The sequence below is a fragment of the Streptomyces sp. NPDC031049 genome, from assembly GCF_055571015.1.
In genome coordinates this window covers 76,635-99,511 of sequence record NZ_JBVIGC010000015.1, presented here as the reverse complement: position 1 = coordinate 99,511, position 22,877 = coordinate 76,635, and the positions used below count along the sequence as shown (strand labels likewise).

The window sequence follows — 22,877 nt, the reverse complement described above, 5'->3', positions numbered from 1 at the left end:
AGTGCTCGACGCCGACTTCTTCCGCCGCTGGATGACGGCGGCCGCCGCGTCGGTCGACCGGGAGGCCGAACGGCTCACCGCCCTCGACTCGCCCATCGGCGACGCCGACCACGGCAGCAATCTCCAGCGCGGCTTCCGGGCCGTCGTGGCGGCGCTGGAGAAGGAACCCCCCGCCACGCCGGGCGCGGTGCTGATGCTGTCCGGACGGCAGCTCGTCTCGACGGTCGGCGGCGCCTCGGGACCGCTCTACGGCACGCTGCTGCGCCGCACCGGCAAGGCGCTCGGCGAGGACGCCGAGGTGAGCGCGGGGCAGCTGGCCGAGGCGTTGCGGACGGGCGTGGAGGCGGTCAGGACGCTCGGCGGGGCCGCCCCGGGGGACAAGACCATGATCGACGCGCTGGTGCCGGCCGTGGACGCGCTCGGCGAGTCCTTCGCCGCGGCGCGGTCCGCCGCCGAGGAGGGGGCCGAGGCGACCACGCCGATGCAGGCCCGCAAGGGCAGGGCGAGCTATCTCGGGGAACGCAGCATCGGGCATCAGGACCCCGGGGCCACGTCGGCCGCACTGCTCCTGGCGGCCCTCGCCGAGACCGCGGAGGCCGCCGGTGAGTGACGAGAAGCTGGTCGGGATCGTGCTGGTGTCGCACAGCGCGGAGGTGGCCGCGTCCGTGGCCGAGCTGGCGAAGGCGCTGTCCGGCGGGGGCACGGCGGTGCCGGTCGCCCCCGCGGGGGGCACGGCGGGCGGCGGGTTCGGCACCAGCGCGGAGCTGGTGGCCGCCGCGGCGGCGTCCGTGGACCGGGGCGCCGGGGTCGCCGTGCTCACCGACCTGGGCAGCGCGGTGCTCACCGTGAAGGCGCTGCTCGCCGAGGGCGACGAACTGCCCGAGCCCACCCGTCTGGTCGACGCGCCCTTCGTCGAGGGCGCGGTGGCCGCGGTCGTCACGGCGGCCACCGGTGCGGATCTGGCCGCGGTGGAGGCGGCGGCGATGGAGGCGTACTCGTACCGCAAGACGTGACAGCGGACCGGCGCCCGCAGCCGCGCCCGCGCGCCCGGAACGCGGTCCGGCGGCACACTCTGTGCCGTCGGCCCCGAGGGCCCGGCCGGCGCGGCGCAGCCCCGCCGGGGGCGGCACAGTAACCCGGCCGGGACGACGGGAGCCGGGACACCGGGCCGCCGGCCCCGCCCGACCGGCGCGTCCGCGGGCCGGCGCAGGCGACACGTCCAGCGGTCGGCCCACAGCCCGTACGGGCGCCCCGCGCGAAGCGGCGCGCCCAGGCCGCCCGGCCGGCCACCGCCGGAAGCACGGCCCGCGGCTCGCAGCGGTCGGCCCACACCCCCCGTACCGGCGCGCGCCACGCGGAGCCGCGCGCCCGAGGACGCCCGGCCGGCCGCCGTCGGCAGCTCTGCGGGCGGCGGCCTCAGTCGCCGGCGGCTCGAGGGACGGAGGCTCGCGGGGCGGCGGCCGGGGCCCCGTCCAGCAGGCGGCGGGCCAGTTGCTCCCCCGTGCGTTCGGCGGCGGCGGCGTCCTCGATCGGCTCGACGCGGCTGTTCCGGAAGACGATGTAGGTGACGCCGGACGGCACTCCCCCGGCTTTCGGGTCGGCATCGATGCCGAGGGCCTTCGCCGCGGCGTAGGAGGCCTCGCCGATGATCTCGCGGGGGCCGACGTCGCCGACGACCGCGTACCGCACACGGTCCTCGTACACCACGGCGGCGACGGAGCCGCCGCGCACCCCGTGCTCGCGGTGGTCCCACACGCCGCTCGGGGTGGGCACGACGATGTACGGCAGGGTCTCGGCGTCCAGCGGGCGGCCGTCGGACTGCGGGAAGGCGGTGGCGGCGGTGAAGTAGGGGTCGGTCCGGCCGTTGCACCGCTCGCCGGGCTGCCCGTCGCAGTCGATGTCCAGGTCGGCCTTCCAGAAGACGGCGTCCCGGGTGCCGCAGACCGGGATGTCGGCGGGGGCACCGGCGTCGCTGCGGTAGCGCCCGTGCGAGACGGGGGCGCAGTCGCGCACCTTCGCCAGCAGGTCGGCGGCGTCGACTCCGCCGTCGTGCGGTGCGTGGGAGCCGGGGCGTGCCGGGGACTCGGGGCGTGCTTGGGCGCCGGGCCGTGGCGGGGACTCAGGCCGTGCCGGGGACTCGGGGCGTGCCTGGACGCCGGGCCGTGCCGGGTGGGGGGCGTCGGGGGGTGTCGTCGAGGCGAGCAGGGCGGCGCTCGCAGCGACCAGGGTCAGCGACTGGGCACGCACGTGAAGGCCTCTCCTGGGGGACATGACGGACATTCCGCCCAATGTGGCCCTCAATCGACCTCTCGTCCAGTACTGGAGCGCACCGCGGCAGCCCCGCGCGTCGCCCGGGACAGGGGGCGGGCGGCCGAACCGTACCGGTTCCGGCCGCCCGACCGCCCGTGCCGGCGCGGGACGAGCGACGACAGCGATCCGCGCCGTCGGCCGAACTCGTCGCCCCTCCGGGGGAGTTCGACCGCGGGAGGAATCAGCATACGTAACGCTTCCGGGCCGTCGGCAACCATCCCGACCCCATCCCCCACGCGATGTGGACCACCACCCCCTCTTGATGTGGTCGCGTCAGCGGGTCATATTGGTCCGGACCAATGCCGTCGCTTCATCTCCCCGGGAGGTCCGATCGTGCGAGGGGTTCCGTCTCCGGCAGCGTCCACGGCTCGGACCCTGCTGCACCGCTGTGTGCTGCTCGGCGGCACCCTCGCCCTGGTCGCGTCCTGCGGCTGGGGCGCCGCCGAGGACGGCGACGGTACGCTGCCCGCGGCGCCGACGGGGGTCACCGCCGAGGCCGGGAGCGCGACCAGCGTGCACGTGATGTGGAACGCCGTGCCCGGGGCCGAGCGCTACGAGGTGTACCGCGGCGGCACCAAGGTCGAGGAGGTGTCCGGCGAGGAGCGCATGGTGGACGTCACCCGGCTGGCCCCGTCGACCGGCCACGTCTTCACCGTGCGGGCCCGGGACGCCGAGGGCCGGCTCGGGCCGCGCAGCCGTGAGGTCCGCGCGACGACGCCGGCGGCGGCCGCGGCGGACGACGCGCCCCCGACGGCTCCGGGCGGGGCGCGGGGCCGGGCCGTGGGGGGCCGGTCCGTCCAGCTGTCGTGGTCCGCGGCGCGTGACGACCGGGACGTGACCTCGTACGACGTCTACCAGGGCGACAGCAAGATCCACAGCGTGGGCGGGGGCCAGACGGCGGCGGTGGTCGGCGGACTGCGCCCGGGGACGCGCTACGTCTTCACCGTCCGGGCCCGGGACGCGGCCGACAACGTCTCCCCGCCCAGCGCCGCCGTCCGGCTGACGACCCCGGGCCGCGACGACGGGCGGGCCGGCGCGCCGACGGAGCTGCGCGCGAGCAGCCACGGCGCGGACGGGGGCTACTACATCGACCTGACCTGGGTGCCGCCCCGCACCGACGGGGTGATCACCGAGTACGAGGTCCAGCTCGACCGGCGCCCGGCCACCTCGCTGGTGTTCGGCGGCGACGCCCCGCGCGACCGGGCCGAGTACCGCTTCTACGCGGGTGAGAAGGCCGGCGTCACGCACCGGGTGCGGGTCCGGGCGAAGCTGCCCGACGGGACCTGGGGCGGCTTCTCCGCGGAGCGGACGGTGACGACCGGCGACCGCTGACACCACACCGGGGACGGGAACGGGCCGGGATGCCCGCGTCACCTGGCCGGATGCGCTCGGCATGCGGGCCGTACCGGCGCCCTGTTGGCTGCGTCTGAGGCAGCACGGCGTTCCCCTTTCGGCGGTGCCAGGGATGTTCCGCCGACCGTGCCGCCGGAGGGCAGTCCACATGCGCATCTCTCAGCCACTTCTCCGCTCCGGCCTGACCGTGGCAGCCGCGGCCGCGCTGCCCCTCGCCCTGACCGCCGGGCCGGCCGCCGCGGGACCGGGCATCTCCGTGAGCACCACCGGCTCCACGGTCTCGGTCACCACCACCGCCTGCGGCCGGCTCAACGGCAGTTGGGGCACCGCCTCGCTGCTCAGCAGCGGCCAGTCGAGCTTCGCCCAGGGGCGCCAGGTGGCGCTGTCGGGGACCAGCGCCGGCCAGTCGGCCGCGTGGTCGGACGTCAGCCCCGGCACCTACACGGTCGTCGTGGTGTGCTCCAACAACAGCACCGCGGGCACCCAGACGGTCATCGTCTCGCCCGCGCCGTCGCCCAGCCGCACGCCCTCCCCCTCGGCTTCCCCCTCGCGCGGGGTGATGGGCGGCTTCGGCGGCGCGGTCGAGGACTACGGCACGATCACGCTCGCGGCCGGGGGCGCGCTGGTCGGCACCGGTGTGATCGCCGCGGCCTGGTTCCTGCGCCGCCGCTCCAAGCCGTACCGGTTCTGAACCGTACCGAGTCTCTGCCGTACCGGATCTGAGCCGTACCGAGTCTCAGCCGTACCGAAGCTCGACCTACCGGCTCTGAGTCGCCGGTTCCGACGTCCCGGACGGCCGGTCAGGCCGGTTCGGAGCCGGGCAGGTCGGCGAACTCCGCGAGGGCGTGCCGCAGCCACCCGGTCCAGAAGGTCTCCAGGTCGATGCCGGCGCGCAGCACCAGATGCCGCAGGCGGTCCTCGGTGCTGTCCCGGCCGGGCGGGAAGTCGCGCCGCTCGATCTCCTCGTACTCGGCCAACTGCCGTTCGTGCAGCTCCAGATGGCGTCGCAGGTCCGCCTCGATCCCCTCGGTGCCGACGACGGCCGCCGCCCGCAGCCGCAGCAGCATGGCGTCGCGCAGCGGCTTGGGGTCCTGGGCGGCGGCGGTCCAGCGGGCCAGTTCGGCGCGGCCCGCCGGCAGGACCTCGTAGGCCTTCTTCTGCCCGCGGGCCGGCTGTGCGGCCGGCAGGGCCCTGATCAGCCCCTCGGCCTCCAGCTTGCCCAGCTCGCGATAGATCTGCTGGTGCGTCGCCGACCAGAAGTAGCCGATCGACTTGTCGAACCGGCGGGTCAGCTCCAGCCCGGACGACGGCTTCTCGAGCAGGGCGGTGAGGATCGCGTGCGGGAGTGACATGGGCTCATCCTAGGGACGGCCCGGGCCGCTCCCGCGCCGCCGGCGGCCCGGTCACAGCGCCGCCGCCAGCTCGGTGCCCTGCTTGACGGCGCGCTTGGCGTCCAGTTCGGCGGCCACGTCGGCGCCGCCGATCAGGTGTGCGCTGCGGCCGGCGGCGAGCAGCTCGTCGTAGAGGTCGCGGCGCGGCTCCTGGCCGGTGCACAGCACGACGGTGTCGACCTGGAGCACCGTGCTCTCGCCGTCGACGGTCAGGTGCAGCCCGGCGTCGTCGATCCGGTCGTAGGTCACGCCGGGGATCATGGTGACGCCGCGGTGCTTCAGCTCGGTGCGGTGGATCCAGCCGGTGGTCTTGCCGAGCCCGGCGCCCACCTTGGTGGTCTTGCGCTGGAGCAGGTGGACGGTGCGCGGCGGGGCGGGCCGCTCGGGGGCGGCGAGTCCGCCGGGGGCGCCGTACGCCATGTCGACGCCCCAGTGGCGGAAGTACGTCCCGGGGTCCTCGTGCGCCTTGTCGCCGCCGTCGGTGAGGTACTCGGCGACGTCGAAGCCGATGCCGCCGGCGCCGAGGATCGCGACGCGGTCGCCGACGGGGGCCTTGTCGCGCAGCACGTCCAGGTAGCCGACGACGCTGGGGTGGTCGACGCCGGGGATGTCGGGGACGCGCGGGGTGACTCCGGTGGCGACGACGACCTCGTCGTAGCCGTCGAGGCCGTCGGCGGTGACGGGGGTGTCCAGGCGTACGTCGACGCCGTGGGCGTCGAGCTGCGTGCGGAAGTAGCGCAGGGTCTCGTCGAACTCCTGCTTGCCGGGGACCTGGCGGGCCACGTTGAGCTGGCCGCCGATCTCGCTCGCCGCGTCGAAGAGGGTCACGGCGTGGCCGCGTTCGGCGGCGGTGACCGCGCAGGCGAGGCCGGCCGGTCCGGCGCCGACGACCGCGATGCGCTTGCGCAGCCGGGTCGGGGCGAGGACCAGTTCGGTCTCGTGGCAGGCGCGCGGGTTGACCAGGCAGGAGGTGATCTGCCCGCTGAAGGTGTGGTCGAGGCAGGCCTGGTTGCAGCCGATGCAGGTGTTGATCGCCTCGGGCCGGCCGGCCGCGGCCTTGGCGACGAAGTCGGGGTCGGCGAGCATCGGGCGGGCCATCGACACCATGTCGGCGGCGCCCTCGGCGAGCAACTGCTCGGCCAGCTCGGGGGTGTTGATGCGGTTGGTGGTGACCAGCGGAACGGACACCTCGCCCATCAGGCGCTTGGTCACCCAGGTGTAGGCGCCGCGCGGCACGGAGGTGGCGATGGTGGGGATGCGGGCCTCGTGCCAGCCGATGCCGGTGTTGATGAGGGTCGCCCCGGCGTCCTCGACCGCCTTGGCCAGGGTGATCACCTCGTCCAGCGTGGAGCCGTCGGGCACCAGGTCGAGCATGGACAGCCGGTAGATCAGGATGAAGTCCTCGCCGGCCGCCTCGCGCACCCGGCGGACGATCTCGACGGGGAGGCGCATGCGGTTCTCGTAGGCGCCGCCCCAGCGGTCGGTGCGGTGGTTGGTCCGCGCGGCGATGAACTCGTTGATGAGGTAGCCCTCGGAGCCCATGATCTCCACGCCGTCGTAGCCGGCCGCGCGGGCCAGCCGGGCGGTGCGGGCGTAGTCGTCGATGGTGCGTTCGATCTCGGCGTCGGTCAGCTCGCGGGGCGGGAAGGGGCTGATGGGCGCCTGGAGGGGGCTCGGCGCGACCAGGTCGCGGTGGTAGGCGTAGCGGCCGAAGTGGAGGATCTGCAGGGCGATCCGGCCGCCCTCGGCGTGCACGGCGTCGGTGACGACGCGGTGCCGCTCGGCCTCCGCCTCGGTGGTGAGCTTGGCGCCGCCCTCGTAGGGCCGGCCCTCGTCGTTGGGGGCGATGCCGCCGGTGACGATCAAGCCCACTCCCCCGCGGGCGCGGGCGGCGTAGAAGGCGGCCATGCGCTCGAAGCCGCGCTCGGCCTCCTCCAGGCCGACGTGCATGGAGCCCATGAGGACCCGGTTGGGCAGCGTGGTGAAGCCCAGGTCGAGCGGGCTCAGCAGGTGGGGGTAACGGCTCATGGGGCCCTCCGTGCGCGGTGTCGTGCCTCTGTTGTAGAGGACGCCCGCCACCTTTTGCAACTAGTTGCATAAGGTGGCGTCGCACACGGTGGGCCCGCGGTTCAGCGGTTTTCCAGCCGTACGTGCAGCTCCCGCTCCTGGTCTCCGGAGGCCCCGGTCAGGTCCTGCACGGTGAACAGGGAGTCCAGGGTGGTGCGGAAGCGCTCGATCGCCCAGTAGCCGCCGTGCGCGTCGGCCTCCACCGACGCCCGCAGCGGCGCGGGACGGTGGTCGCCCTCGCGGGCGTCGGCGACGTCGAAGGTGCCGAGCCACACGGTGGGGCGCACCTCGTGGTACTCCCGGGGCACGTCCTCCGCGCACCGGTCGGACGAGTAGCAGGCGCACAGGGCGTCGAAGACGACGCGGGCGTCTTCCTTGCTGCATCCGCTGATCTCGACCGAGACGGATTCCGGGTGCAGTCGCTCGCCGTCCATGGTGATCGCTCCTCTCGGGCCGCGGCGCGGCCCGCGGGCGCTCCGCGGAACCGCACCCCCTCCCCAAGAAAAGCACTACCGCGGGCGGAGCACTACCGGCGCGGCCCGGCCGTGCGAGGCCGGGCCGCCCGGGCCCGTCCGCTCAGTCGCGCCGGAAGCGGTAGGTCTTGCTGTCGGTCAGCAGGCAGAAGCCCGGCGACAGCACGATCACCCGCAGGGTGCCGGTGCGGCGGTCGTAGTCGACGCCCTCCGTCTCGAAGCCGCCCGGGCAGGAGCTGCGCAGGGGCAACTGGCGCAGGGCCGTGACCTCGCCGGTGACGTCCGCCGTGCCGTTCGGGGCGGCGGACAGGTCGATCCGCAGCAGCGGTTTGGTGATGCCGAAGAGGGTGCCCTCCGGGTCGTCGGAGGAGCACAGCAGCCGGGTGGCGGTGACGAAGTCGCAGCCCTGGACGTCGCGCACGGCCCGGTCCAGGTGCACGGTGGCCGCCCACGGCAGGTCGGCGGCGGGCGAGGTGGCCGGGTTGACGCCGGGGGTCGGGAAGACCAGCAGCCGGTTCATGGTGCCCCATTCGCCGGAGAGCATCCACTGGCCGTCCGGGGAGATCGCGGCCCAGGAGTTGTTCGGCGCCTCCCCCGGGGCGAGCGTGTGCACGTACTCCGCCCAGCGGCCGTCCGGGCCCTGCACCCGGAACATCTTTCCGGCGCCGTCGTCGCGCTGGTACGGCTCGACGTAGTGGCCGTCGTAGGAGGCGTCGGGGTCGCCGACGTGGTTCCAGCCCCGCGTCGAGACGCCGAGCGGGATGGTGCCGACGCCGGTGTAGCGGTTGGGGCTGCCGGCCGGCACCTCCACGGAGGTCAGCCCCTGGCTCTCGGTGAGCGGCCGGGCCCGGTCGGACCCCACCTCGGTCCAGGTGCCGGCGTTCGCGGCGCGGGCGGGCGGGGCGGCGGTCTCGGCGCGGGCGGGCGGGGCGGCGGCGAGGACGGCGGCGGTCGCGAGGGCGACGGCCGCCGTGAGGGCGGCGCGACATCGTTGCCGGGCGCGCGGGGGCATGGGCGGCTCCTCGTGGGGGGTGGCGGACGCGCGGGAAGGGCACGGTCGGCACGCGGGGACGGGGCTCAGCGCACTCCGTCAGTTTGGCGTGTCCATGCTCGCCATGTGCATATCGAAACGGCATCCGTCTCCACCGGTCGGCCGCCGTGGCCTCGGAGAAAGGCCGCTGTCCGCGGTAGAACGCGGTAGAACAGGGGAGTCGGCATCGAAGAGGCGTGCCGCGTGGATCGGCGAAGGCGGGACCTGGGATGAGTGCAGCCGGATCGCCCGCGTTCCAGGGCGAGGAGCCGCCGCGCGGACCCGTGCGGCCGAGCGGGTTGCTCGACGTCCTGGGCGTGGCCTCGGTGGTGCTGGACGCCGAGGGGCGGATCGTGCTGTGGAGCCCGCAGGCCGAGGAGCTGTTCGGCTACCCCGCGCAGGAGGCGCTGGGCCGGTACGCCGCCCGGGTCATGGTGCACGAGCGGCACCTCGACCTCGTGGTGAAGCTGTTCACCGACGTCATGGCCACCGGCCGGAGCTGGGCGGGGGCGTTCCCGATCCGACGCAAGGACGGCACCACCCGGCTGGTGGAGTTCCGCAACATGCGGCTGCTGGACGACCGGGGCGACGTCTACGCCCTGGGGCTCGCCGCCGACCAGACCACCGTGCGGCGGCTGGAGCGGGAGGTGGCGCTGTCCACCCGGGTCATCGAGCAGTCCCCGATCGGGCTGGCCGTCCTCGACACGGATCTGCGCTACGTGTCCGTCAACCCGGCGCTGGAGCAGATCAACGGCATCCCGGCCGAGCAGCACATCGGGCGGACGACCCGAGAGGTGCTGCCGCGGCTGGACCCGAGCGCGGTGGAGGCCGCGGCACGCCGTGTGCTGGAGACGGGCCGGCCGCTGGTCGACCAGCCCACCGTCGGCCGGACCCCCGCCGACCCGGAGCACGACCACGCCTGGTCGGTGTCGGTGTACCGGCTGGAGGACGCCGTCGGCACGGTGCTGGGCGTGGCCCTGTCGGTGGTGGACGTCACCGAGCAGTACCGGGCGAACGTCGAGGCGGAGAGCGCCCGGCGGCGGCTGGCGGTCGTCGCCGACGCCTCCGCCCGGATCGGCACCACGCTGGAGCTGGACCGCACCGCGCACGAGCTGGCCGACGTGGCGGTGCCGGCGCTCGCCGACGTCGCGGCCGTGGATCTGCTGGAAGCGGTGGTCAAGGGCCGGCGCAGCACCCTGGGACCGTCCGAGCCCGCGGTGATCCGGGCCCTGGCCGTGCAGGCCGCCGACGAGCCCGAGGCCCTCCAGGCGGCCGACCCGCCCGGTCAGGTCGCCCGGTACGGGCCCGACCGGCTGGTGACCGAGTGCGTGCGCACCGGGCGTCCGGTGATGGTCCGGCACGTGCGGGACGAGGACCTGCCGCGCATCGCCCGCTCGCCCGAGGCGGCCGAGCTGCTGCGGCGGGCCGGGGTCCACTCCTACCTGGCGGTCCCGCTGATCGCCCGCGGCGAGGTGCTGGGCTCGCTGGATCTGAAGCGGACCCGCAATCCCATGCCGTTCGGGGAGGACGACCTGCTGCTCGCCCGGGAACTGGCCGGCCGTGCCGCGGTGCAGATCGACAACGCCCGCTGGTACCAGAACGCCCGGGACACCGCGCTCACCCTGCAACGCAGCATGCTGCCGCGGCACCCGCGCGTGACGGGCGGTCTGGAGGTCGCCTCCCGCTACCAGCCGGCGGAGGCCACCAGCGAGGTCGGCGGCGACTGGTTCGACGTGATCGAGCTGGACGACTGCAAGACGGCGCTCGTGGTCGGCGACGTCATGGGCAGCGGCATCACGGCGGCGGCGTCCATGGGCCGGCTGCGGACCGCGACCAACACCCTGGCCTCCCTCGACCTGGACCCGGCGCGGCTGCTGGAGCACCTGGAGCGGACCACGGGCGGCCTGGAGCAGTCCATCGCCACCTGCGTCTACGCCGTCCACGACCCGCACCGGCGCCAGTGCCGGATCGCCAACGCCGGCCACCTGCCGCCGATCCGGGTGCGCGCCGGCGGGCGCCCGGAACTGCTGGAGCTGCCCACCGGGGTGCCGCTCGGGGTGGGCGGGGTCCCCTTCTCCACCACCACCGTGGACCTCGCACCCGGCGACCGGCTGGTGCTCTACACCGACGGCCTGGTCGAGACCCGGCGGCATCCGCTGGACGAGCGGCTCGGCACGCTGCTGACGCTGCTGGACGGCCCGGACCGGCCGCTGGAGGAGGTGTGCGACCTGCTGCTGCGCACCCTGCACGAGCCGGAGAACGCCGACGACGTGGCCCTGCTCATCGCCCGGGCGACGCACCCGGCCTGACGGGCGGCGGCGTCCGGGCCGGCGCGTGGACGCCGATCACCACATGGGCGTGCATCTCCTCGGACACCGCGGCCCGCGCCCGCAGTCCGGCGGCGGAGAAGGCGGCGAGGGCGGCTGCGGTCTGCCGCCCGCTCGTCTCGACCAGCAGGCAGCCGCCGGGGGCCAGCCAGCGGGGCGCCCCGGCGGCGACCCGGCGCAGCACGTCCAGGCCGTCGGCTCCCCCGTCGAGGGCGGTCAGCGGCTCGTGGTCGCGGGCCTCGGCGGGCAGCAGGGCGACCTCGTCGCTGGGCACGTAGGGCACGTTGGCGGTGAGGACGTCGACCCGGCCGCGCAGGGCCGCGGGCAGCGCCTCGTACAGGTCACCGGCGTGGACCCGGCCGCCGTAGGGCGCCAGGTTGCCGCGGGCGCACGCCACGGCCGCCGGGTCGATGTCGGCCGCGTGCACCTCGGCCCCGTCGAGCGCGTCGGCCAGGGCCGCGCCGACCGCGCCCGAACCGCAGCACAGGTCCACCACGAGCCGGGCGCCGGGCGCGAGCGCCAGGGCCTGGGCGACGAGGAACTCGGTACGGCGGCGGGGGACGAAGACGCCCGGCGCCACGGCGACGCGCAGACCGCGGAACTCCGCCCAGCCGAGGACGAGTTCCAGCGGCAGGCCGGTGACACGGCGGTCCACCAGGGCGGTGAGCTCCCCGGGGGTGCGGGCGGCGGCGCGGAGCAGGGCGGCCTCGTCCTCCGCGAAGACGCACCCGGCGGCGCGCAGCGCGGCCACGACGGAGTCACGGGAGGGAACGGCGGGAGAGGGGGAGGACATGGAAGCGGGGAGCCTTTCGACGTACGAAGGGCGCTCCCGCGGTCACCTGCTGACGGTGACCCTGCCGAGAGGTGAGAGCACCCGGGCCGGCACAGCGGTGATGGGACTCACCTCCTCGGTTCCGACGGCCGGGACGGTCCGCGACCGCCGGCCACCCTACCCCAATGATCAGCCGCCGCCGGTCCCCTCCCCGCACCGTCGGCGTCCGCGCCTGCGGACTTGTGGTTGTACTCTGCAACCAAGAGCCGAGGAGGTCGCGTGCGCGCAGCCGAGACGCCCGAGGAAGGCGCCGTGTCCGCAGCCGAGACGCCCGACGAGCTGCCCGTCGCCGCCGGCGGCCGGGCGGCGGACGCGGCCGTGGAGACCATCCAGCGGGAGATGACCGCGTTCGCCCGCCGCGCCCGCGCCTCGGCGGGACGCATGCACCCGGAGCTGTCGCTGGTGTCGTACACGCTGCTCGGACACCTGGAGGTGCGCGACGGCTGCCGGGCCACGGACCTGGCCGCCCACTACGCCCTGGACAAGTCCACCGTCAGCCGCCAGGTGGCCGCCCTGGAGCGCGCCGGGCTCGTCGAGCGCCGCCGGGACCCGGACGACCACCGGGTCCAGGTGCTGCATCTGACGGGGGCCGGCCGCAGCGCCCTGGCCCAGGTCACCGTGCGGCGCCGGACCGCCGTCCGGGAGCGGCTCGCCGGCTGGCCGGAGGAGGACCTGGTGCGCTTCGCCGCGTATCTGGCGCGGTACAACGCCCGGCCGGGGCCCGGCGCCGACCGGTAGCCGCCGGGCACGTACGGTGGTGGGGTACGCCCCGCGCACCGACCGCGCGGTGCCGTGCCCGCACCGACCAGGACCGACCCGCGGGCCGCTCGAAGCGGCGGCCCGGAAGGCACCGACCGCATGAACACCACCCGAGGCTTCACCGGCCGCCCGCGCACCGACCGCGCCGGCCTGCCACCGGGCCAGTACGACGCCGGCGACGACTGGCCCGTGCTGTCCGCCGAGGTCACGCCCGACCTCGACGCCGCCGACTGGTCCTTCCGCGTCGGCGGCCTGGTGGCCGAGCCGCGCACCTGGACGTGGCAGGAGGCCCACCGGCTGCCGGCCTCGGCCTACGAGGGCGACATCCACTGCGTGACCGGCTGGTCCCGGTTCGGCATGCGGTTCGGCGGGGTGTCCCTGGACGCCTTCCTGCGGGCGGCGGGGCCCCTGCCGGCGGCCACGCACGCGGTGGCCTACGCCCACACCGGGTACACCGCGAACCTCCCGCTCGCCGACCTGACCGGCGGGCGCGCCTGGATCGTGTGGGACTGCGACGGCCGGCCGCTCGCCCCCGAACACGGCGGCCCGGCCCGGCTGGTGGTGCCGCACCTGTACTTCTGGAAGAGCGTGAAGTGGGTCGCCGGGCTGGAACTGCTCGACCACGACCAGCCGGGCTTCTGGGAGCAGAACGGCTACCACGCCCGCGGCAACCCCTGGGAGGAGCAGCGGTACTCCGGTGACTGAGACGGTGGCGGGGACGAAGACGACGCAGACGGAGACGGTGGAGACGGCGCAGGCGAGGGCGGAGACGGAGACGGTGTCCGGGGCGGCGACACGGGCCGTGCCCGCCTTCACTCCCCCGACGCGGTTCGCGGTGCCCGGCCGCATCGCGGTGAGCGAGCAGGTGGCCGCGCGGTGGCAGACCGCCACGCTCACCGAGATCCGGCGCGAGACGCCGCGGGCGGCGACCTTCCGGTTCGCGGTACCCGGCTGGGCGGGGCATCTGCCGGGCCAGCACCTGATGCTGCGGCTCACCGCGGCGGACGGCTACGTGGCCCAGCGCCACTACTCTCTGGCGTCGGCCCCCGACGACTCCGGGCACATCGAGCTGACCCTCGACCACGTCGCGGACGGCGAGGTGTCCGGGTGGTTCCACACGGTGGCCCGGCCCGGCGACCGGGTCGAGGTGCGCGGCCCGCTGAGCGGCTTCTTCGCCTGGCCCGGCGACCGGCCCGCGCTGCTGGTCGGCGCCGGCTCCGGGGTCGTACCGCTGATGTCCATGGTCCGGCACCACCGGGCGCGGCGGCTCACGGTGCCGCTGCGGCTGCTGGTGTCCGCGCGCAGCCCCGAGGAGCTGATCTACGCGCGGGAGTACGGCACCGAGACCACGCCGGTGTTCACGCGCGTCGCTCCGCCGGGCGTGCCGGTCGGGCGGCTGGCCGCGGCGCATCTGGCGCCCGTGCTGGCCGAGCGGCCGGCCGGCGGCTGGGAGGCGTACGTGTGCGGCTCCAACGCGTTCGCGGAGCACGCCTCGCGGCTGCTGGTGGCAGGCGGACAGCCCGTCGACCGCATCCGCATCGAGCGCTTCGGCTGACCCCGGAGCGGCCGTCCCCGGCCGTCCCGCCGGCCGGTCCGACCGCTCCGGGCGACGCTGCGTCCACGGGTCCGCGCGGCGGGTCACCGTCCCCCGGTTTCCGACCGCCCCGTGCGGGCACCTGACCGGCGGTCCGGGGCGGGGAGGCATGGTGATCGGGCGCCGGACGGGGCACCATGGCAGTGCGGGCACCCTTGCGCGGTGCGCTGCGGAGGGAGCGCCGGTCGCGCCCTCGTCCGGCCGCCCCCTCCCGCCCTCGACCGCGGTGGACGCGAGGAGGTCGAGATGCGAACCCGGGTACGGGGCTGGCGCTGGCGGCGCAACCCGCTGCGGCGCCGGTCGGACGTCGTCGAGGCGTGGACCGTGCTGGCCGTCGCCGTGCTGCTGTTCGTGGGGGCGCCCGTCCTCGGTGTGGCCGCCGCGTGGTGGGCGCACGGCCAGGCACGCGAGGTCGCGGCGGAGCAGCGGGCCGAACGCCGGCAGGTGCGCGCCGAAGTGGTCGGCAGAACCCCCGACGCACTCCCGTCGGTGGAGGCCGGCGGTCACCACTCGTACCGGGCGACGGTGCGCTGGACGGAGCCCGGCGGTGCCGAGCGGACCACTCCGGCGCGCGTCCCGGCGGACAGCCGGCGCGGCGACACGGTCGAGGTGTGGCTCGACTCCCGGGGGCGGTACGTGCCGCCGCCCGCCGACTCCACCACGGTGTGGCAGAACACGCTCACCATCGGCGTGTGCACCACGGCCGGGACCGTGCTGACGGTCCTCCTGGGGCGCGGTGCGGTGCGCCGCGTCGCCATGCGGCACCGCATGGCCGAGTGGGACCGCGCGTGGGCTCGGGTCGAACCGCAGTGGACGCACCGCGGAGCCTGACCGGACACCCCGTCGCGGCACCCGGCGGCGGCCGGGCGGCCCCTGGTCAGCGCGCCGACCGCCCACGTACGGTGTGATCATCCGCACGGCGTCCACCGTTCCCCTCCCGAAGGCGGTTCTCGATGGCCCTGTTCGACCTCCCGCTCGACGAACTCCGCGCCTACCGCAGCGCGTCCACCGCGCCCGAGGACTTCGACGCGTTCTGGGCGAAGACGCTCGCGGAGGCGCGCACGCACGACCTGGACGCCCGGTTCGAACCGGTCGAGACCGGCCTGACCACCGTGTCGGTGTACGACGTGACGTTCGCGGGGTTCGGCGGCCACCCGGTGAAGGGCTGGCTGGTGCTGCCCGCGGGGACCGAGGCGCCGTTGCCGCTGGTCGTGGAGTTCGTGGGGTACGGCGGCGGGCGCGGCCTGCCCCACGAGCACCTGCTGTGGGCGTCCACGGGCCGCGCGCACTTCGTGATGGACACCCGCGGCCAGGGCAGTGCCTGGGGCGGCGGAGGCGGCACCGCGGACCCGGTCGGCGGGACGCCCGCGTACCCGGGCTTCATGACCCGGGGCCTGGACGCCCCGGAGAACTACTACTACCGGCGCGTGTTCACGGACGCGGTGCGCGCCGTGGAGGCGGCCCGCTCGCACCCGCTGACCGACCCGGCGCGCACCGCGGCCGTCGGCGGAAGCCAGGGCGGGGGCATCACGCTCGCCGTCGGCGCCCTGGTGCCGGATCTGGCGGCCGTGGCGCCGGACGTGCCGTTCCTGTGCGACTTCCCGCGCGCGACGACGCTCACCGACCGGCACCCGTACCGCGAGGTCGGCCTCTACCTCAAGACCCACCGCGGCCGCACCGCCGACGCCCTGCGCACGCTGTCCTACTTCGACGGCGTGCACTTCGCGGCGCGCGGCCGGGCGCCCGCGCTGTTCTCGGCGGCACTGGAGGACCAGACCTGCCCGCCCTCGACGGTGTTCGCGGCCTTCAACGCCTGGGCGCACGAGGACAAGGCGATCGAGGTCTACGACTTCAACGACCACGAGGGCGGCGGCCCTTACCAGGAGGCGGCCAAGCTGCGCTGGCTGGGCTCCCGGCTCTGACCGGGCGGTCGGATTTCGGCCGATCTCGCGGACCGCCCTTCCCTGCTGGTTTAGACCAATGGTAGTTCTGGTGGCGCACCGAGTCCGCATGGCTACCGAACGTCACCGACCAGGAGGCGCGGCATGGCCCGCACCACCCCCCACCACCCCTTCCTCGCCGGCCCCGCCGCCGCCGGCCGGCCGCTGTACCGGCGGATCGCGACGGAACTCCTCGACGAGCTGCACGACGGCACCATTCCGCCGGGTGAACGGCTGCCGGGCGAGCGCCGGCTGGCCGAGCACTTCGGGGTCAGCCGGGAGACCGTACGGCAGGCGCTGGAGGTGCTGCGCCGGGACGGGCTGGTCGCCACCGACCGCCGGGGCAGTCACGCCGCGCTGCCGGGCCCGCCCGCGCAGAGCCCGGCGGCGCTGTCCTTCCCGGTCGGCGCGCGGCCGGCGGACCCGCGCACGGCGGACCTCGCCACCGTCACCTGGGAGCCGCCGCCGGCCGAGCACGCCGCCGCCCTGGGGCTGGCGCCGGGCCGGCCGACCCTGGTCCACCGTTACGCGTCCCTCGCCGCCGACGGGTCCGGGCGGCGCACGGCCGTCACCTCGTTCTCGTCCGTGGCCCTCGCCGAGGTGGAGGAGCTGGCCCGGTACCGCGACCGCGCGGACGGCGCCGCCTCGGCACAGCTGCGCCGGGTCTACGACTGGATGCGCCGGGCGGGCCTGACCTTGCACCACCGGGACACCATCTCCCGGCTCCCGGACGGCCCGTCGGTCCGGGTCACCCGGCTCGTCCAGGACCAGCACGCGCGGCTGCTGGAGATCACCGACCTGCTGGTGGACGCCCAGCAGGAGGCCCTGGTCTACGAGTTCACCCTGCCGGCGGCGGGCTGACCCGGCGGCGGGCGCGGCACGACGCGGCACGACGCGACGCGGCTACGGCACCCGCGCCTCGACGAGCCGGACGCGCGGGCTGCCGTCGGGGCGCCGGCCGAACTCCTCCAAGGGGTGCAGACCGACCCGGAAGCCGGCCCCGGTCAGCTCGCGCCGGACGTCCCCGAGCCGGAACGTCCGGTAGTACATGACGAACGGGGGCCGCCACAGCGCGTTGCGCACCCGCATCGCCGTGTCGAAGCCGAGCAGCGCCCAGTAGCCGGGGGTGCCCGGCCGCGGGGGCGCCACGACGGGGAAGGCGAAGCAGCCGCCCGGCCGCAGCACGGAGCGGACCTGGGCGAACAGGCCGGGGCGTTCCCCCGGCAGGAAGTGTCCGAAGGCCCCGAAGCTGACGACGAGATCGAACGCGGCGGTGAACGGCAGCGCACGCACGTCGGCCCGGACCCAGGACAGATCCGGCCCCGCGGACGGCTCCGCCGCATCCGATGGCTTCGGTCCATCCGGTCGCTGCGGCCCGGCGATCAGACTCCGGCCCGCAGGCCTGGGCCCGCCGGGACGCGCGGGCCTGCCCGCGCGTCCCGGCGAGAGCCGCTCGCGGGCGACCGTCAGCATGCCCGCGCTGAAGTCGACGCCCGTGACGCTGCGGCGGCACACCCGGGTCAGGACGCCCGTCCCGGCGCCGGTGCCGCAGCACAGGTCCAGTCCGGCGTCGAACGGCCCCATCGGCGCGAGGGCGGACGCCACCGCATCGAGCACCGCGTCGGGAGTCCGGTACGGGGTGTGGTCGAACTTCGGGGCGAGCAGGTCGTATCCCCGCTCGACCGACGACAGCGCCTGGACGGCGAGTTCGCGCAGCGTGGGGCCCTCGGGGCGGAACATCCCGCCAGCCTAGTCGGCCGGCTGGGCGCGCTCGGCGAGGACCGCGAGGACGCGGTCGCACCAGCGGGCGTTCTCCCGTTCGAAGGTGATCCCGGCCAGCAGGGTCAGATACGGACCGACGCGCTCCGCCTCTCGCAGGTAGGCCTCCTCGGTGCGGCCGTTCAGCAGCCGCTCCCGCACGCGTTCGTACCGGGCGAGCTTGCCCAGCGCCCAGGACCTGCGCTCCTCGACCAGCGCGCGGGCCGTGCGCGGGTCCACTCCGACGCCGTCCATGGCCTGCACCTTGATCAGGAACTCGTCCCGGACGGCGGTCGGCCGCCGGGTCGGTTCGGCGGCGAAGTCGCCCAGGTGCCGCCGGCCGGCCTCGGTGAGCGAGAACAGCCGCTTGTCGGGACGGCGCTCCTGTCGCACCATCCGCGCCTCGATCAGCCCCTGACCGGCGAGTCGCTCCAGCTCGCGGTAGAGCTGCTGCGGCGTGGCGGGCCAGAAGTTGGCGAACGACACGTCGAACACCTTGGACAGCTCGTAGCCCGAGGCCTCGCCCTCCAGCAGGGCGGCGAGCACGGCGTACTTCAGAGACATGTCGACACGCTAGCAACGGATGGCTATTCTCCTCTGCACCTACTCAACTATTTGAATAAGGAGGCGGCGATGCACCCCTTCCGTGCGGCCGTCGAAGCGGGCGACATCGAGGCGGTCGAGGCCCTGCTCGCCGAGGACGTGGTCTTCAGCAGCCCGGCCGTGTTCAAGCCCTACCGCGGCAAGGCGATCACGTCGGCGATCCTGCGCGGCGTCGTACGCGTCTTCGAGGACTTCCGCTACGTGCGGGAGATCGGCGACCCGGACGGCCGCGACCACGCTCTGGTGTTCACCGCCCGGGTGGGCGACCGCGAGGTCACGGGCTGCGACTTCCTGCACCTCGACGAGGACGGGCGCGTCGACGAGCTGATGGTGATGGTGCGTCCGCTGTCCGGTCTCCAGGCCCTGGCCGAGGCCATGGGCGCGCAGTTCGACCGGATCGCGCGGGAGGCGGAGGTTCTGGCGCGCGGATGAGCGCGAGCCCGGCGGGCGCCGTGCGGCATCCGGGTGCTCGCAGGCGCGACGCGCCCCGGGCAGCAGGGCGTTCGGCCGACACATTCCTACGTTTGCGGTATGACTGTCGGATTCACTTACCGGACCGCTGTGTCGGCCTGCGCTCTCTGCGTGGCGGGGCTCCTGGCGCTCGCCCCCGCCGCCGCGGGCGCCCGGTCCAGGCCGCCGGACCCGGGGGTCCAGGGCGGACCGGGGGCGGCGGCGCCCCGACCGGCGCTGCTGTACCGCTCCGGCACGCACGTCCGGCCGCACCCGGGGACGCCGGAGGTCCCGAAGCTCTCCGCCCTGTCCTGGATCGTGGCCGACGCCGACACCGGCGCGGTGCTCGCCGCGCACGACGCGCACCGCAAGCTGCCGCCCGCCAGCACTCTGAAGACGCTGTTCGCGCTCACGGTGCTGCCCGTCCTGCCCGGGGGCGTGCGGCACGAGGTGCGGGCCACGGAGCTGTCGGACGTCGGGCCGGGCAGCAGCCTGGTCGGCGTCGCCGAGGGCGGCACCTACCGGGTGGCCGACCTGTGGAACGGGGTCTTCCTCAACTCCGGCAACGACGCCGTGCACGTCCTGGCCGAACTCACCGGCGGCTGGCAGGCGACGGCCGAGCGGATGCAGGCCGAGGCCCGCGCGCTCGGCGCCCGCGACACGCACGTGGTCTCCCCCGACGGCTACGACGCGCCGGGCCAGGTGTCGTCGGCCTACGACCTTGCGGTCTTCGGCCGGGCCGGGCTGCGCAACCCGGACTTCGCCCGGTACTCCGCCCGGGTCGAGGCCCGCTTCCCCGGCCGGGCCGGCGGCTCCTACGGCATCCGCAGCACCAACCGGCTGCTGACCGGCGCGGACGGCGTCAAGCGCTATCCCGGCGCCATCGGTATCAAGAACGGCTACACCAGCAGGGCCGGTCACACCCTCGTCGCCGCCGCCCGGCGCGACGGGCGCACCCTGGTGGTGACGGTGATGAACCCGCAGCGGGGCGGCGGCTTCGCCGTGTACGAGGAGGCGCGCGCGCTGCTGGACTGGGGGTTCGCGGCGGCCGGACGCGTGGAACCGGTGGGCTCGCTGGACGCCCTGCGGGTCCGGGGGCAGGCCGGTCCCGAGGCCGCACCGGCGGTCGTGGCGTCCCGGCCGGAGGACGGGCCCGGCTGGCCGGAGTCCCTCGCGATCGCGGGCGCCGCCGGGCTCGGCGCGGGCGTCGTGGCGCTGGGCGTCCGGCTCGTCGTCGGCCGCCCGGAGGAGGAGTGAGCGGCCGGTGACGGCGGGGTAAGGACGGGCGGGACTGCGGGGTAAGGACGGGGCGGGACGGCGACGCCCGGGGCGGGGGCCTGCCCGCCGCCGCTCCCGGAGGAACGGCACGCGGCCCTGGAGGACCGGCCGCTGTCAGAAGACCGACAGGCCGGTGAGCGTGGTGAAGCGGTCCAGCGCGGCGACGCCGGCCACCGAGTTGCCGCGCTCGTCCAGGCCCGGGCTCCACACGCACAGGGTGCAGCGGCCGGGGACCACGGCGATGATGCCGCCGCCGACCCCGCTCTTGCCGGGCAGACCGACCCGGTAGGCGAAGTCGCCGGCCGCGTCGTACGTCCCGCAGGTCAGCATCACGGCGTTGACCTGTTTGGCCTGGCTGCGGCTGAGCAGCCGGGTGCCGTCGGCCCGGATGCCGTGCCGGGCGAGGAAGCCGGCGGCCAGGGCCAGGTCGGCGCAGGAGGCGGCGACGGAGCACTGCCGGAAGTACTGGTCGAGCAGCTCGGGAATGTCGTTGTCGATGTTGCCGTAGGAGGCCATGAAGTGGGCCAGGGCGGCGTTCCGGTCGCCGTGCGCGGTCTCGGACGCGGCGACCTCCTCGTCGAAGGCCAGGGCGGGGTTGCCGCTCTCGGCGCGCAGGAAGGACAGCAGTTCGCCGGCCGCGTCGCCGGTACGGGTGTGCAGGCGGTCGGTGACGACGAGGGCTCCGGCGTTGATGAAGGGGTTGCGCGGGATGCCGTTCTCGTACTCCAGCTGCACCAGGGAGTTGAACGGGTTGCCGGACGGCTCACGGCCGACGTGGTCCCAGAGTTCACCGCCCTCGCGGGCCAGGACGAGGGCGAGGGTGAAGACCTTGGTGATGGACTGCGCCGAGAACGGCTGCCGCCAGTCCCCCACGCCGTACACCGTGCCGTCCGGCTCGGCCACGGCCATGCCGAAGCTGCGCGGGTCGCGGGCGGCGAGCGCCGGGATGTAGTCGGCGGGCCGCCCGCTGCCGGGAGTGCGCTGGACCTCCTCGGCGATGCGCTCCAGGACCGGCTCGAAGGTGGTGGACGCAGTCATGATCGCCATTCTGCCCGCGCCCCGGTCCCGGCGCCGACGGGGCGGGGCCGGGCGGGCGCCGCCGGCCTCCCGGTCGCCGGCGCCCCGGCCCCGCCGGCGGATCTCAGCGGTGCCGGAACCAGGCCGTCGCCGGCAGTGCCCGGTCGTCGTAGCCGAACAGGGCCTGGTTCTCCCAGCCGTTGCCGGAGGCCGGGTCGGTGGGGTCCCAGCCGTTGCCGTCGACCGCGGTCCAGGTGGCCTCCCAGTAGAAGACCCCGAGGCCGCGGCCGTTCGGCACGGCTTCGACGATGCCGGCGATGTCGTTCATCCACCGGGTCTGCCCGGCCGTGGACGCCGGGTAGCCGGGGACCAGTTCCTCGCTCCTGTCGATGATGTTCTCGTGCGCGTCCTCGCTGTCCAGCCGGAACGGGTAGGCCGTCTCGGCGACGAAGACCGGCTTGCCGTAGCGGGCGGCGGCGTCGTCCAGCGTGGTCTGGAAGTCGGAGAGCGAGCCGTGCCAGTAGCCGTAGAACGACAGGCCGATCGCGTCGAACCGCACGCCGTGGGCGACGGCGTTGTCGAACCACCAGCGGGTGCCGGAGAGGTCGCCGCCCTTGGCGAGGTGCAGGGCGACCCGGGTGCCGGGGTCGACCGCCTTGACCGCGTCGTATCCACTGTTGAGCAGCCCGGCGAGCTGCGTCCAGTTGTCGGTGGAACCCTCGTTCCACAGCATGCCGCCGTTGATCTCGTTGCCGACCTGGACCATGTCGGCGGTGGTTCCCTGCGCCTTCAGCGCGCTCAGCACGTCGTAGGTGTGCCGGTACACGTCCGTCCTGAGGCGGCTGTACCCATGGTCCGCCCAGGCGGCCGGCTTGGACTGGGCGCCCGGGTCGGCCCAGGTGTCCGAGTAGTGGAAGTCGACCAGCAGCTTCATGCCCTGCGCCTTGACGCGCTCGGCCATCGCCAGGACGCGCTCCTTGTCGTTGTAGCCGTCGGCCGGGTGGACCCAGACCTTCAGGCGCGCGTAGTTCATGCCCGCGGACCTCAGGATCGCCACCGGGTCGCCGGCCGTGCCGGAGGCGGTCCGGTAGACGCCGCCCCCGGCCTCGCTCTTGGGCAGCGACGAGATGTCGGCGCCCTTGATCGAGGTGCCGGACGTGCCGGGCGCGAAGGTGAGGTCGTCCACATTGATCCAGTTGCCGGCGTTCGCGTCACTGTTGACGCTGATCGTGCACTGGTTGCCGGAGACCTTGACCGGCACGACGATCCGGATCCACCCCGACGCCGACACCGGGAGGTCCGTGCGCTGTTCGGGCCCGCCGCAGTTCTTCAGGGCGAGGTACGCCGCGTTCTGCCCGCCGCCGGAGCGCACCCACGCGGTCAGCCTGTAGCTGCCGTCGGCGAGTCCCGACAGGTACTGGTAGGTCTCCACCTTGTAGGCCGTGGCGGACCAGTGGCTGAGGCGGTGGCCGCCGCCGCGGCCCCCCGCCTCCGTGAAGGAGGCCGCGGCCGAGCCGTACTCGGACCAGCCGGCCGGTGCGGCGGTGCCGGTTCCGTCGGCCTCGAAGCCGCCGTTGGCGAGGGTGCCGGCCGCTCCGGCCGGCTGGGCGGGCAGGGCGGTCAGGGCGAGCCCGGCGGCGAGCGGCGGCAGCAGCAGGGCCCTGAGTGTGCGTCCGGGATGGAACATCGTCGTCC

23 protein-coding genes are annotated in these 22,877 nt (G+C 75.1%); 13 read left to right on the top strand and 10 right to left on the bottom strand.

Annotated features, from left to right (window positions below):
• The first annotated feature begins 1 nt into the window (after window position 1).
• Window positions 2-610 carry a dihydroxyacetone kinase subunit DhaL gene (gene dhaL / locus ACZ45Q_RS24500; protein ID WP_468264987.1) on the top strand — a complete coding sequence of 203 codons (609 nt, stop codon included), beginning with the start codon at window positions 2-4 and terminating at the stop codon, window positions 608-610.
• Window positions 603-1,013: a PTS-dependent dihydroxyacetone kinase phosphotransferase subunit DhaM gene (locus tag ACZ45Q_RS24495; protein WP_468264985.1), complete on the top strand. Its 411-nt coding sequence runs from the start codon at window positions 603-605 to the stop codon at window positions 1,011-1,013. Before dhaL ends, ACZ45Q_RS24495 begins: the two co-directional genes overlap by 8 nt.
• 403 nt (window positions 1,014-1,416) lie before the next feature.
• On the opposite strand, the gene ACZ45Q_RS24490 is transcribed toward ACZ45Q_RS24495, so the two are convergent.
• Window positions 1,417-2,247, bottom strand: a complete 831-nt coding sequence (locus tag ACZ45Q_RS24490; protein WP_468264983.1) for a glycoside hydrolase family 75 protein — start codon at window positions 2,245-2,247, stop codon at window positions 1,417-1,419.
• Window positions 2,248-2,643: 396 nt separating this feature from the next.
• Here ACZ45Q_RS24490 and ACZ45Q_RS24485 point away from each other — a divergent pair, with 396 nt between their 5' ends.
• Together ACZ45Q_RS24485 and ACZ45Q_RS24480 are read left to right on the top strand one after the other, a co-directional pair.
• The gene (locus tag ACZ45Q_RS24485) at window positions 2,644-3,642 is read left to right on the top strand and encodes a fibronectin type III domain-containing protein (protein WP_468264981.1); all 999 of its coding nucleotides are present in this window, start codon (window positions 2,644-2,646) and stop codon (window positions 3,640-3,642) included.
• Between the two features lie 169 nt (window positions 3,643-3,811).
• On the top strand, window positions 3,812-4,354 hold the full coding sequence (locus ACZ45Q_RS24480; protein WP_468264979.1) for a hypothetical protein: 543 nt from the start codon (window positions 3,812-3,814) through the stop codon (window positions 4,352-4,354).
• 109 nt (window positions 4,355-4,463) lie between these two features.
• Here the strand turns inward: ACZ45Q_RS24480 and ACZ45Q_RS24475 are convergent, their stop codons facing one another.
• The 4 genes from ACZ45Q_RS24475 to ACZ45Q_RS24460 all read right to left on the bottom strand — a co-directional run bounded on the left by ACZ45Q_RS24475 (window position 4,464) and on the right by ACZ45Q_RS24460 (window position 8,606).
• Window positions 4,464-5,015, bottom strand: a complete 552-nt coding sequence (locus ACZ45Q_RS24475) for a PadR family transcriptional regulator (protein ID WP_468264977.1) — start codon at window positions 5,013-5,015, stop codon at window positions 4,464-4,466.
• A gap of 51 nt (window positions 5,016-5,066) precedes the next feature.
• The gene (locus ACZ45Q_RS24470; protein ID WP_468264975.1) at window positions 5,067-7,082 is read right to left on the bottom strand and encodes an oxidoreductase; all 2,016 of its coding nucleotides are present in this window, start codon (window positions 7,080-7,082) and stop codon (window positions 5,067-5,069) included.
• Window positions 7,083-7,183: 101 nt separating this feature from the next.
• Complete coding sequence (locus ACZ45Q_RS24465; RefSeq protein ID WP_468264973.1) at window positions 7,184-7,555, bottom strand: hypothetical protein; 372 nt, start codon at window positions 7,553-7,555, stop codon at window positions 7,184-7,186.
• 142 nt (window positions 7,556-7,697) lie between these two features.
• The gene (locus ACZ45Q_RS24460) at window positions 7,698-8,606 is read right to left on the bottom strand and encodes a hypothetical protein (protein WP_468264971.1); all 909 of its coding nucleotides are present in this window, start codon (window positions 8,604-8,606) and stop codon (window positions 7,698-7,700) included.
• A 248-nt stretch (window positions 8,607-8,854) separates the two neighbouring features.
• Between ACZ45Q_RS24460 and ACZ45Q_RS24455 the strand changes: the two genes are divergently transcribed.
• A complete protein-coding gene (locus tag ACZ45Q_RS24455; RefSeq protein WP_468264969.1) occupies window positions 8,855-10,933 on the top strand; it encodes a SpoIIE family protein phosphatase in 2,079 nt (692 codons plus the stop codon).
• Here the strand turns inward: ACZ45Q_RS24455 and ACZ45Q_RS24450 are convergent.
• On the bottom strand, window positions 10,905-11,744 hold the full coding sequence (locus tag ACZ45Q_RS24450) for a putative protein N(5)-glutamine methyltransferase (RefSeq protein WP_468264967.1): 840 nt from the start codon (window positions 11,742-11,744) through the stop codon (window positions 10,905-10,907). The genes ACZ45Q_RS24455 and ACZ45Q_RS24450 overlap by 29 nt on opposite strands.
• 291 nt (window positions 11,745-12,035) lie before the next feature.
• Here ACZ45Q_RS24450 and ACZ45Q_RS24445 point away from each other — a divergent pair, with 291 nt between their 5' ends.
• From ACZ45Q_RS24445 to ACZ45Q_RS24420, 6 genes are all read left to right on the top strand, one after another.
• The gene (locus tag ACZ45Q_RS24445) at window positions 12,036-12,521 is read left to right on the top strand and encodes a MarR family winged helix-turn-helix transcriptional regulator (protein WP_468265220.1); all 486 of its coding nucleotides are present in this window, start codon (window positions 12,036-12,038) and stop codon (window positions 12,519-12,521) included.
• 120 nt (window positions 12,522-12,641) lie between these two features.
• Window positions 12,642-13,247: a sulfite oxidase-like oxidoreductase gene (locus ACZ45Q_RS24440; protein ID WP_468264965.1), complete on the top strand. Its 606-nt coding sequence runs from the start codon at window positions 12,642-12,644 to the stop codon at window positions 13,245-13,247.
• Between the two features lie 97 nt (window positions 13,248-13,344).
• Complete coding sequence (locus ACZ45Q_RS24435; protein ID WP_468265218.1) at window positions 13,345-14,097, top strand: ferredoxin reductase; 753 nt, start codon at window positions 13,345-13,347, stop codon at window positions 14,095-14,097.
• Window positions 14,098-14,382: 285 nt separating this feature from the next.
• Entirely contained in the window at window positions 14,383-14,967 is a 585-nt protein-coding gene (locus ACZ45Q_RS24430) for an Rv1733c family protein (RefSeq protein WP_468264963.1), read from the top strand.
• 122 nt (window positions 14,968-15,089) lie between these two features.
• Window positions 15,090-16,058, top strand: a complete 969-nt coding sequence (locus ACZ45Q_RS24425) for an acetylxylan esterase (RefSeq protein ID WP_468264961.1) — start codon at window positions 15,090-15,092, stop codon at window positions 16,056-16,058.
• A 123-nt stretch (window positions 16,059-16,181) separates the two neighbouring features.
• Entirely contained in the window at window positions 16,182-16,937 is a 756-nt protein-coding gene (locus ACZ45Q_RS24420; RefSeq protein ID WP_468264959.1) for a GntR family transcriptional regulator, read from the top strand.
• Between the two features lie 42 nt (window positions 16,938-16,979).
• Here ACZ45Q_RS24420 and ACZ45Q_RS24415 read toward each other — a convergent pair whose 3' ends face one another.
• Both ACZ45Q_RS24415 and ACZ45Q_RS24410 read right to left on the bottom strand, forming a co-directional pair.
• A complete protein-coding gene (locus ACZ45Q_RS24415; RefSeq protein WP_468264957.1) occupies window positions 16,980-17,816 on the bottom strand; it encodes a class I SAM-dependent methyltransferase in 837 nt (278 codons plus the stop codon).
• Between the two features lie 9 nt (window positions 17,817-17,825).
• Window positions 17,826-18,398 carry a PadR family transcriptional regulator gene (locus ACZ45Q_RS24410; RefSeq protein WP_468264955.1) on the bottom strand — a complete coding sequence of 191 codons (573 nt, stop codon included), beginning with the start codon at window positions 18,396-18,398 and terminating at the stop codon, window positions 17,826-17,828.
• A 69-nt stretch (window positions 18,399-18,467) separates the two neighbouring features.
• Between ACZ45Q_RS24410 and ACZ45Q_RS24405 the strand changes: the two genes are divergently transcribed.
• Both ACZ45Q_RS24405 and ACZ45Q_RS24400 read left to right on the top strand, forming a co-directional pair.
• Window positions 18,468-18,869: a nuclear transport factor 2 family protein gene (locus ACZ45Q_RS24405; protein WP_468264953.1), complete on the top strand. Its 402-nt coding sequence runs from the start codon at window positions 18,468-18,470 to the stop codon at window positions 18,867-18,869.
• Between the two features lie 99 nt (window positions 18,870-18,968).
• A complete protein-coding gene (locus ACZ45Q_RS24400) occupies window positions 18,969-20,144 on the top strand; it encodes a D-alanyl-D-alanine carboxypeptidase family protein (RefSeq protein WP_468264951.1) in 1,176 nt (391 codons plus the stop codon).
• Window positions 20,145-20,279: 135 nt separating this feature from the next.
• Here ACZ45Q_RS24400 and ACZ45Q_RS24395 read toward each other — a convergent pair whose 3' ends face one another.
• Window positions 20,280-21,212, bottom strand: a complete 933-nt coding sequence (locus ACZ45Q_RS24395; RefSeq protein ID WP_468264949.1) for a glutaminase — start codon at window positions 21,210-21,212, stop codon at window positions 20,280-20,282.
• A gap of 94 nt (window positions 21,213-21,306) precedes the next feature.
• Window positions 21,307-22,869, bottom strand: a complete 1,563-nt coding sequence (locus ACZ45Q_RS24390; protein WP_468264947.1) for a glycoside hydrolase family 53 protein — start codon at window positions 22,867-22,869, stop codon at window positions 21,307-21,309.
• Window positions 22,870-22,877 lie beyond the last annotated feature (8 nt).

Bases quoted from the DNA above. Each gene is read 5' to 3' on its own strand.
- ACZ45Q_RS24455 (WP_468264969.1), top strand. From the start codon at position 8,855: ATGAGTGCAGCCGGATCGCCCGCGTTCCAGGGCGAGGAGCCGCCGCGC.
- ACZ45Q_RS24480 (WP_468264979.1), top strand. From the start codon at position 3,812: ATGCGCATCTCTCAGCCACTTCTCCGCTCCGGCCTGACCGTGGCAGCC.
- ACZ45Q_RS24470 (WP_468264975.1), bottom strand. From the start codon at position 7,082: ATGAGCCGTTACCCCCACCTGCTGAGCCCGCTCGACCTGGGCTTCACC.
- ACZ45Q_RS24395 (WP_468264949.1), bottom strand. From the start codon at position 21,212: ATGGCGATCATGACTGCGTCCACCACCTTCGAGCCGGTCCTGGAGCGC.
- ACZ45Q_RS24475 (WP_468264977.1), bottom strand. From the start codon at position 5,015: ATGTCACTCCCGCACGCGATCCTCACCGCCCTGCTCGAGAAGCCGTCG.
- ACZ45Q_RS24405 (WP_468264953.1), top strand. From the start codon at position 18,468: ATGCACCCCTTCCGTGCGGCCGTCGAAGCGGGCGACATCGAGGCGGTC.
- ACZ45Q_RS24420 (WP_468264959.1), top strand. From the start codon at position 16,182: ATGGCCCGCACCACCCCCCACCACCCCTTCCTCGCCGGCCCCGCCGCC.
- ACZ45Q_RS24440 (WP_468264965.1), top strand. From the start codon at position 12,642: ATGAACACCACCCGAGGCTTCACCGGCCGCCCGCGCACCGACCGCGCC.
- ACZ45Q_RS24460 (WP_468264971.1), bottom strand. From the start codon at position 8,606: ATGCCCCCGCGCGCCCGGCAACGATGTCGCGCCGCCCTCACGGCGGCC.
- ACZ45Q_RS24425 (WP_468264961.1), top strand. From the start codon at position 15,090: ATGGCCCTGTTCGACCTCCCGCTCGACGAACTCCGCGCCTACCGCAGC.
- ACZ45Q_RS24400 (WP_468264951.1), top strand. From the start codon at position 18,969: ATGACTGTCGGATTCACTTACCGGACCGCTGTGTCGGCCTGCGCTCTC.
- ACZ45Q_RS24465 (WP_468264973.1), bottom strand. From the start codon at position 7,555: ATGGACGGCGAGCGACTGCACCCGGAATCCGTCTCGGTCGAGATCAGC.
- ACZ45Q_RS24415 (WP_468264957.1), bottom strand. From the start codon at position 17,816: ATGTTCCGCCCCGAGGGCCCCACGCTGCGCGAACTCGCCGTCCAGGCG.
- ACZ45Q_RS24430 (WP_468264963.1), top strand. From the start codon at position 14,383: ATGCGAACCCGGGTACGGGGCTGGCGCTGGCGGCGCAACCCGCTGCGG.
- ACZ45Q_RS24410 (WP_468264955.1), bottom strand. From the start codon at position 18,398: ATGTCTCTGAAGTACGCCGTGCTCGCCGCCCTGCTGGAGGGCGAGGCC.
- ACZ45Q_RS24450 (WP_468264967.1), bottom strand. From the start codon at position 11,744: ATGTCCTCCCCCTCTCCCGCCGTTCCCTCCCGTGACTCCGTCGTGGCC.
- ACZ45Q_RS24390 (WP_468264947.1), bottom strand. From the start codon at position 22,869: ATGTTCCATCCCGGACGCACACTCAGGGCCCTGCTGCTGCCGCCGCTC.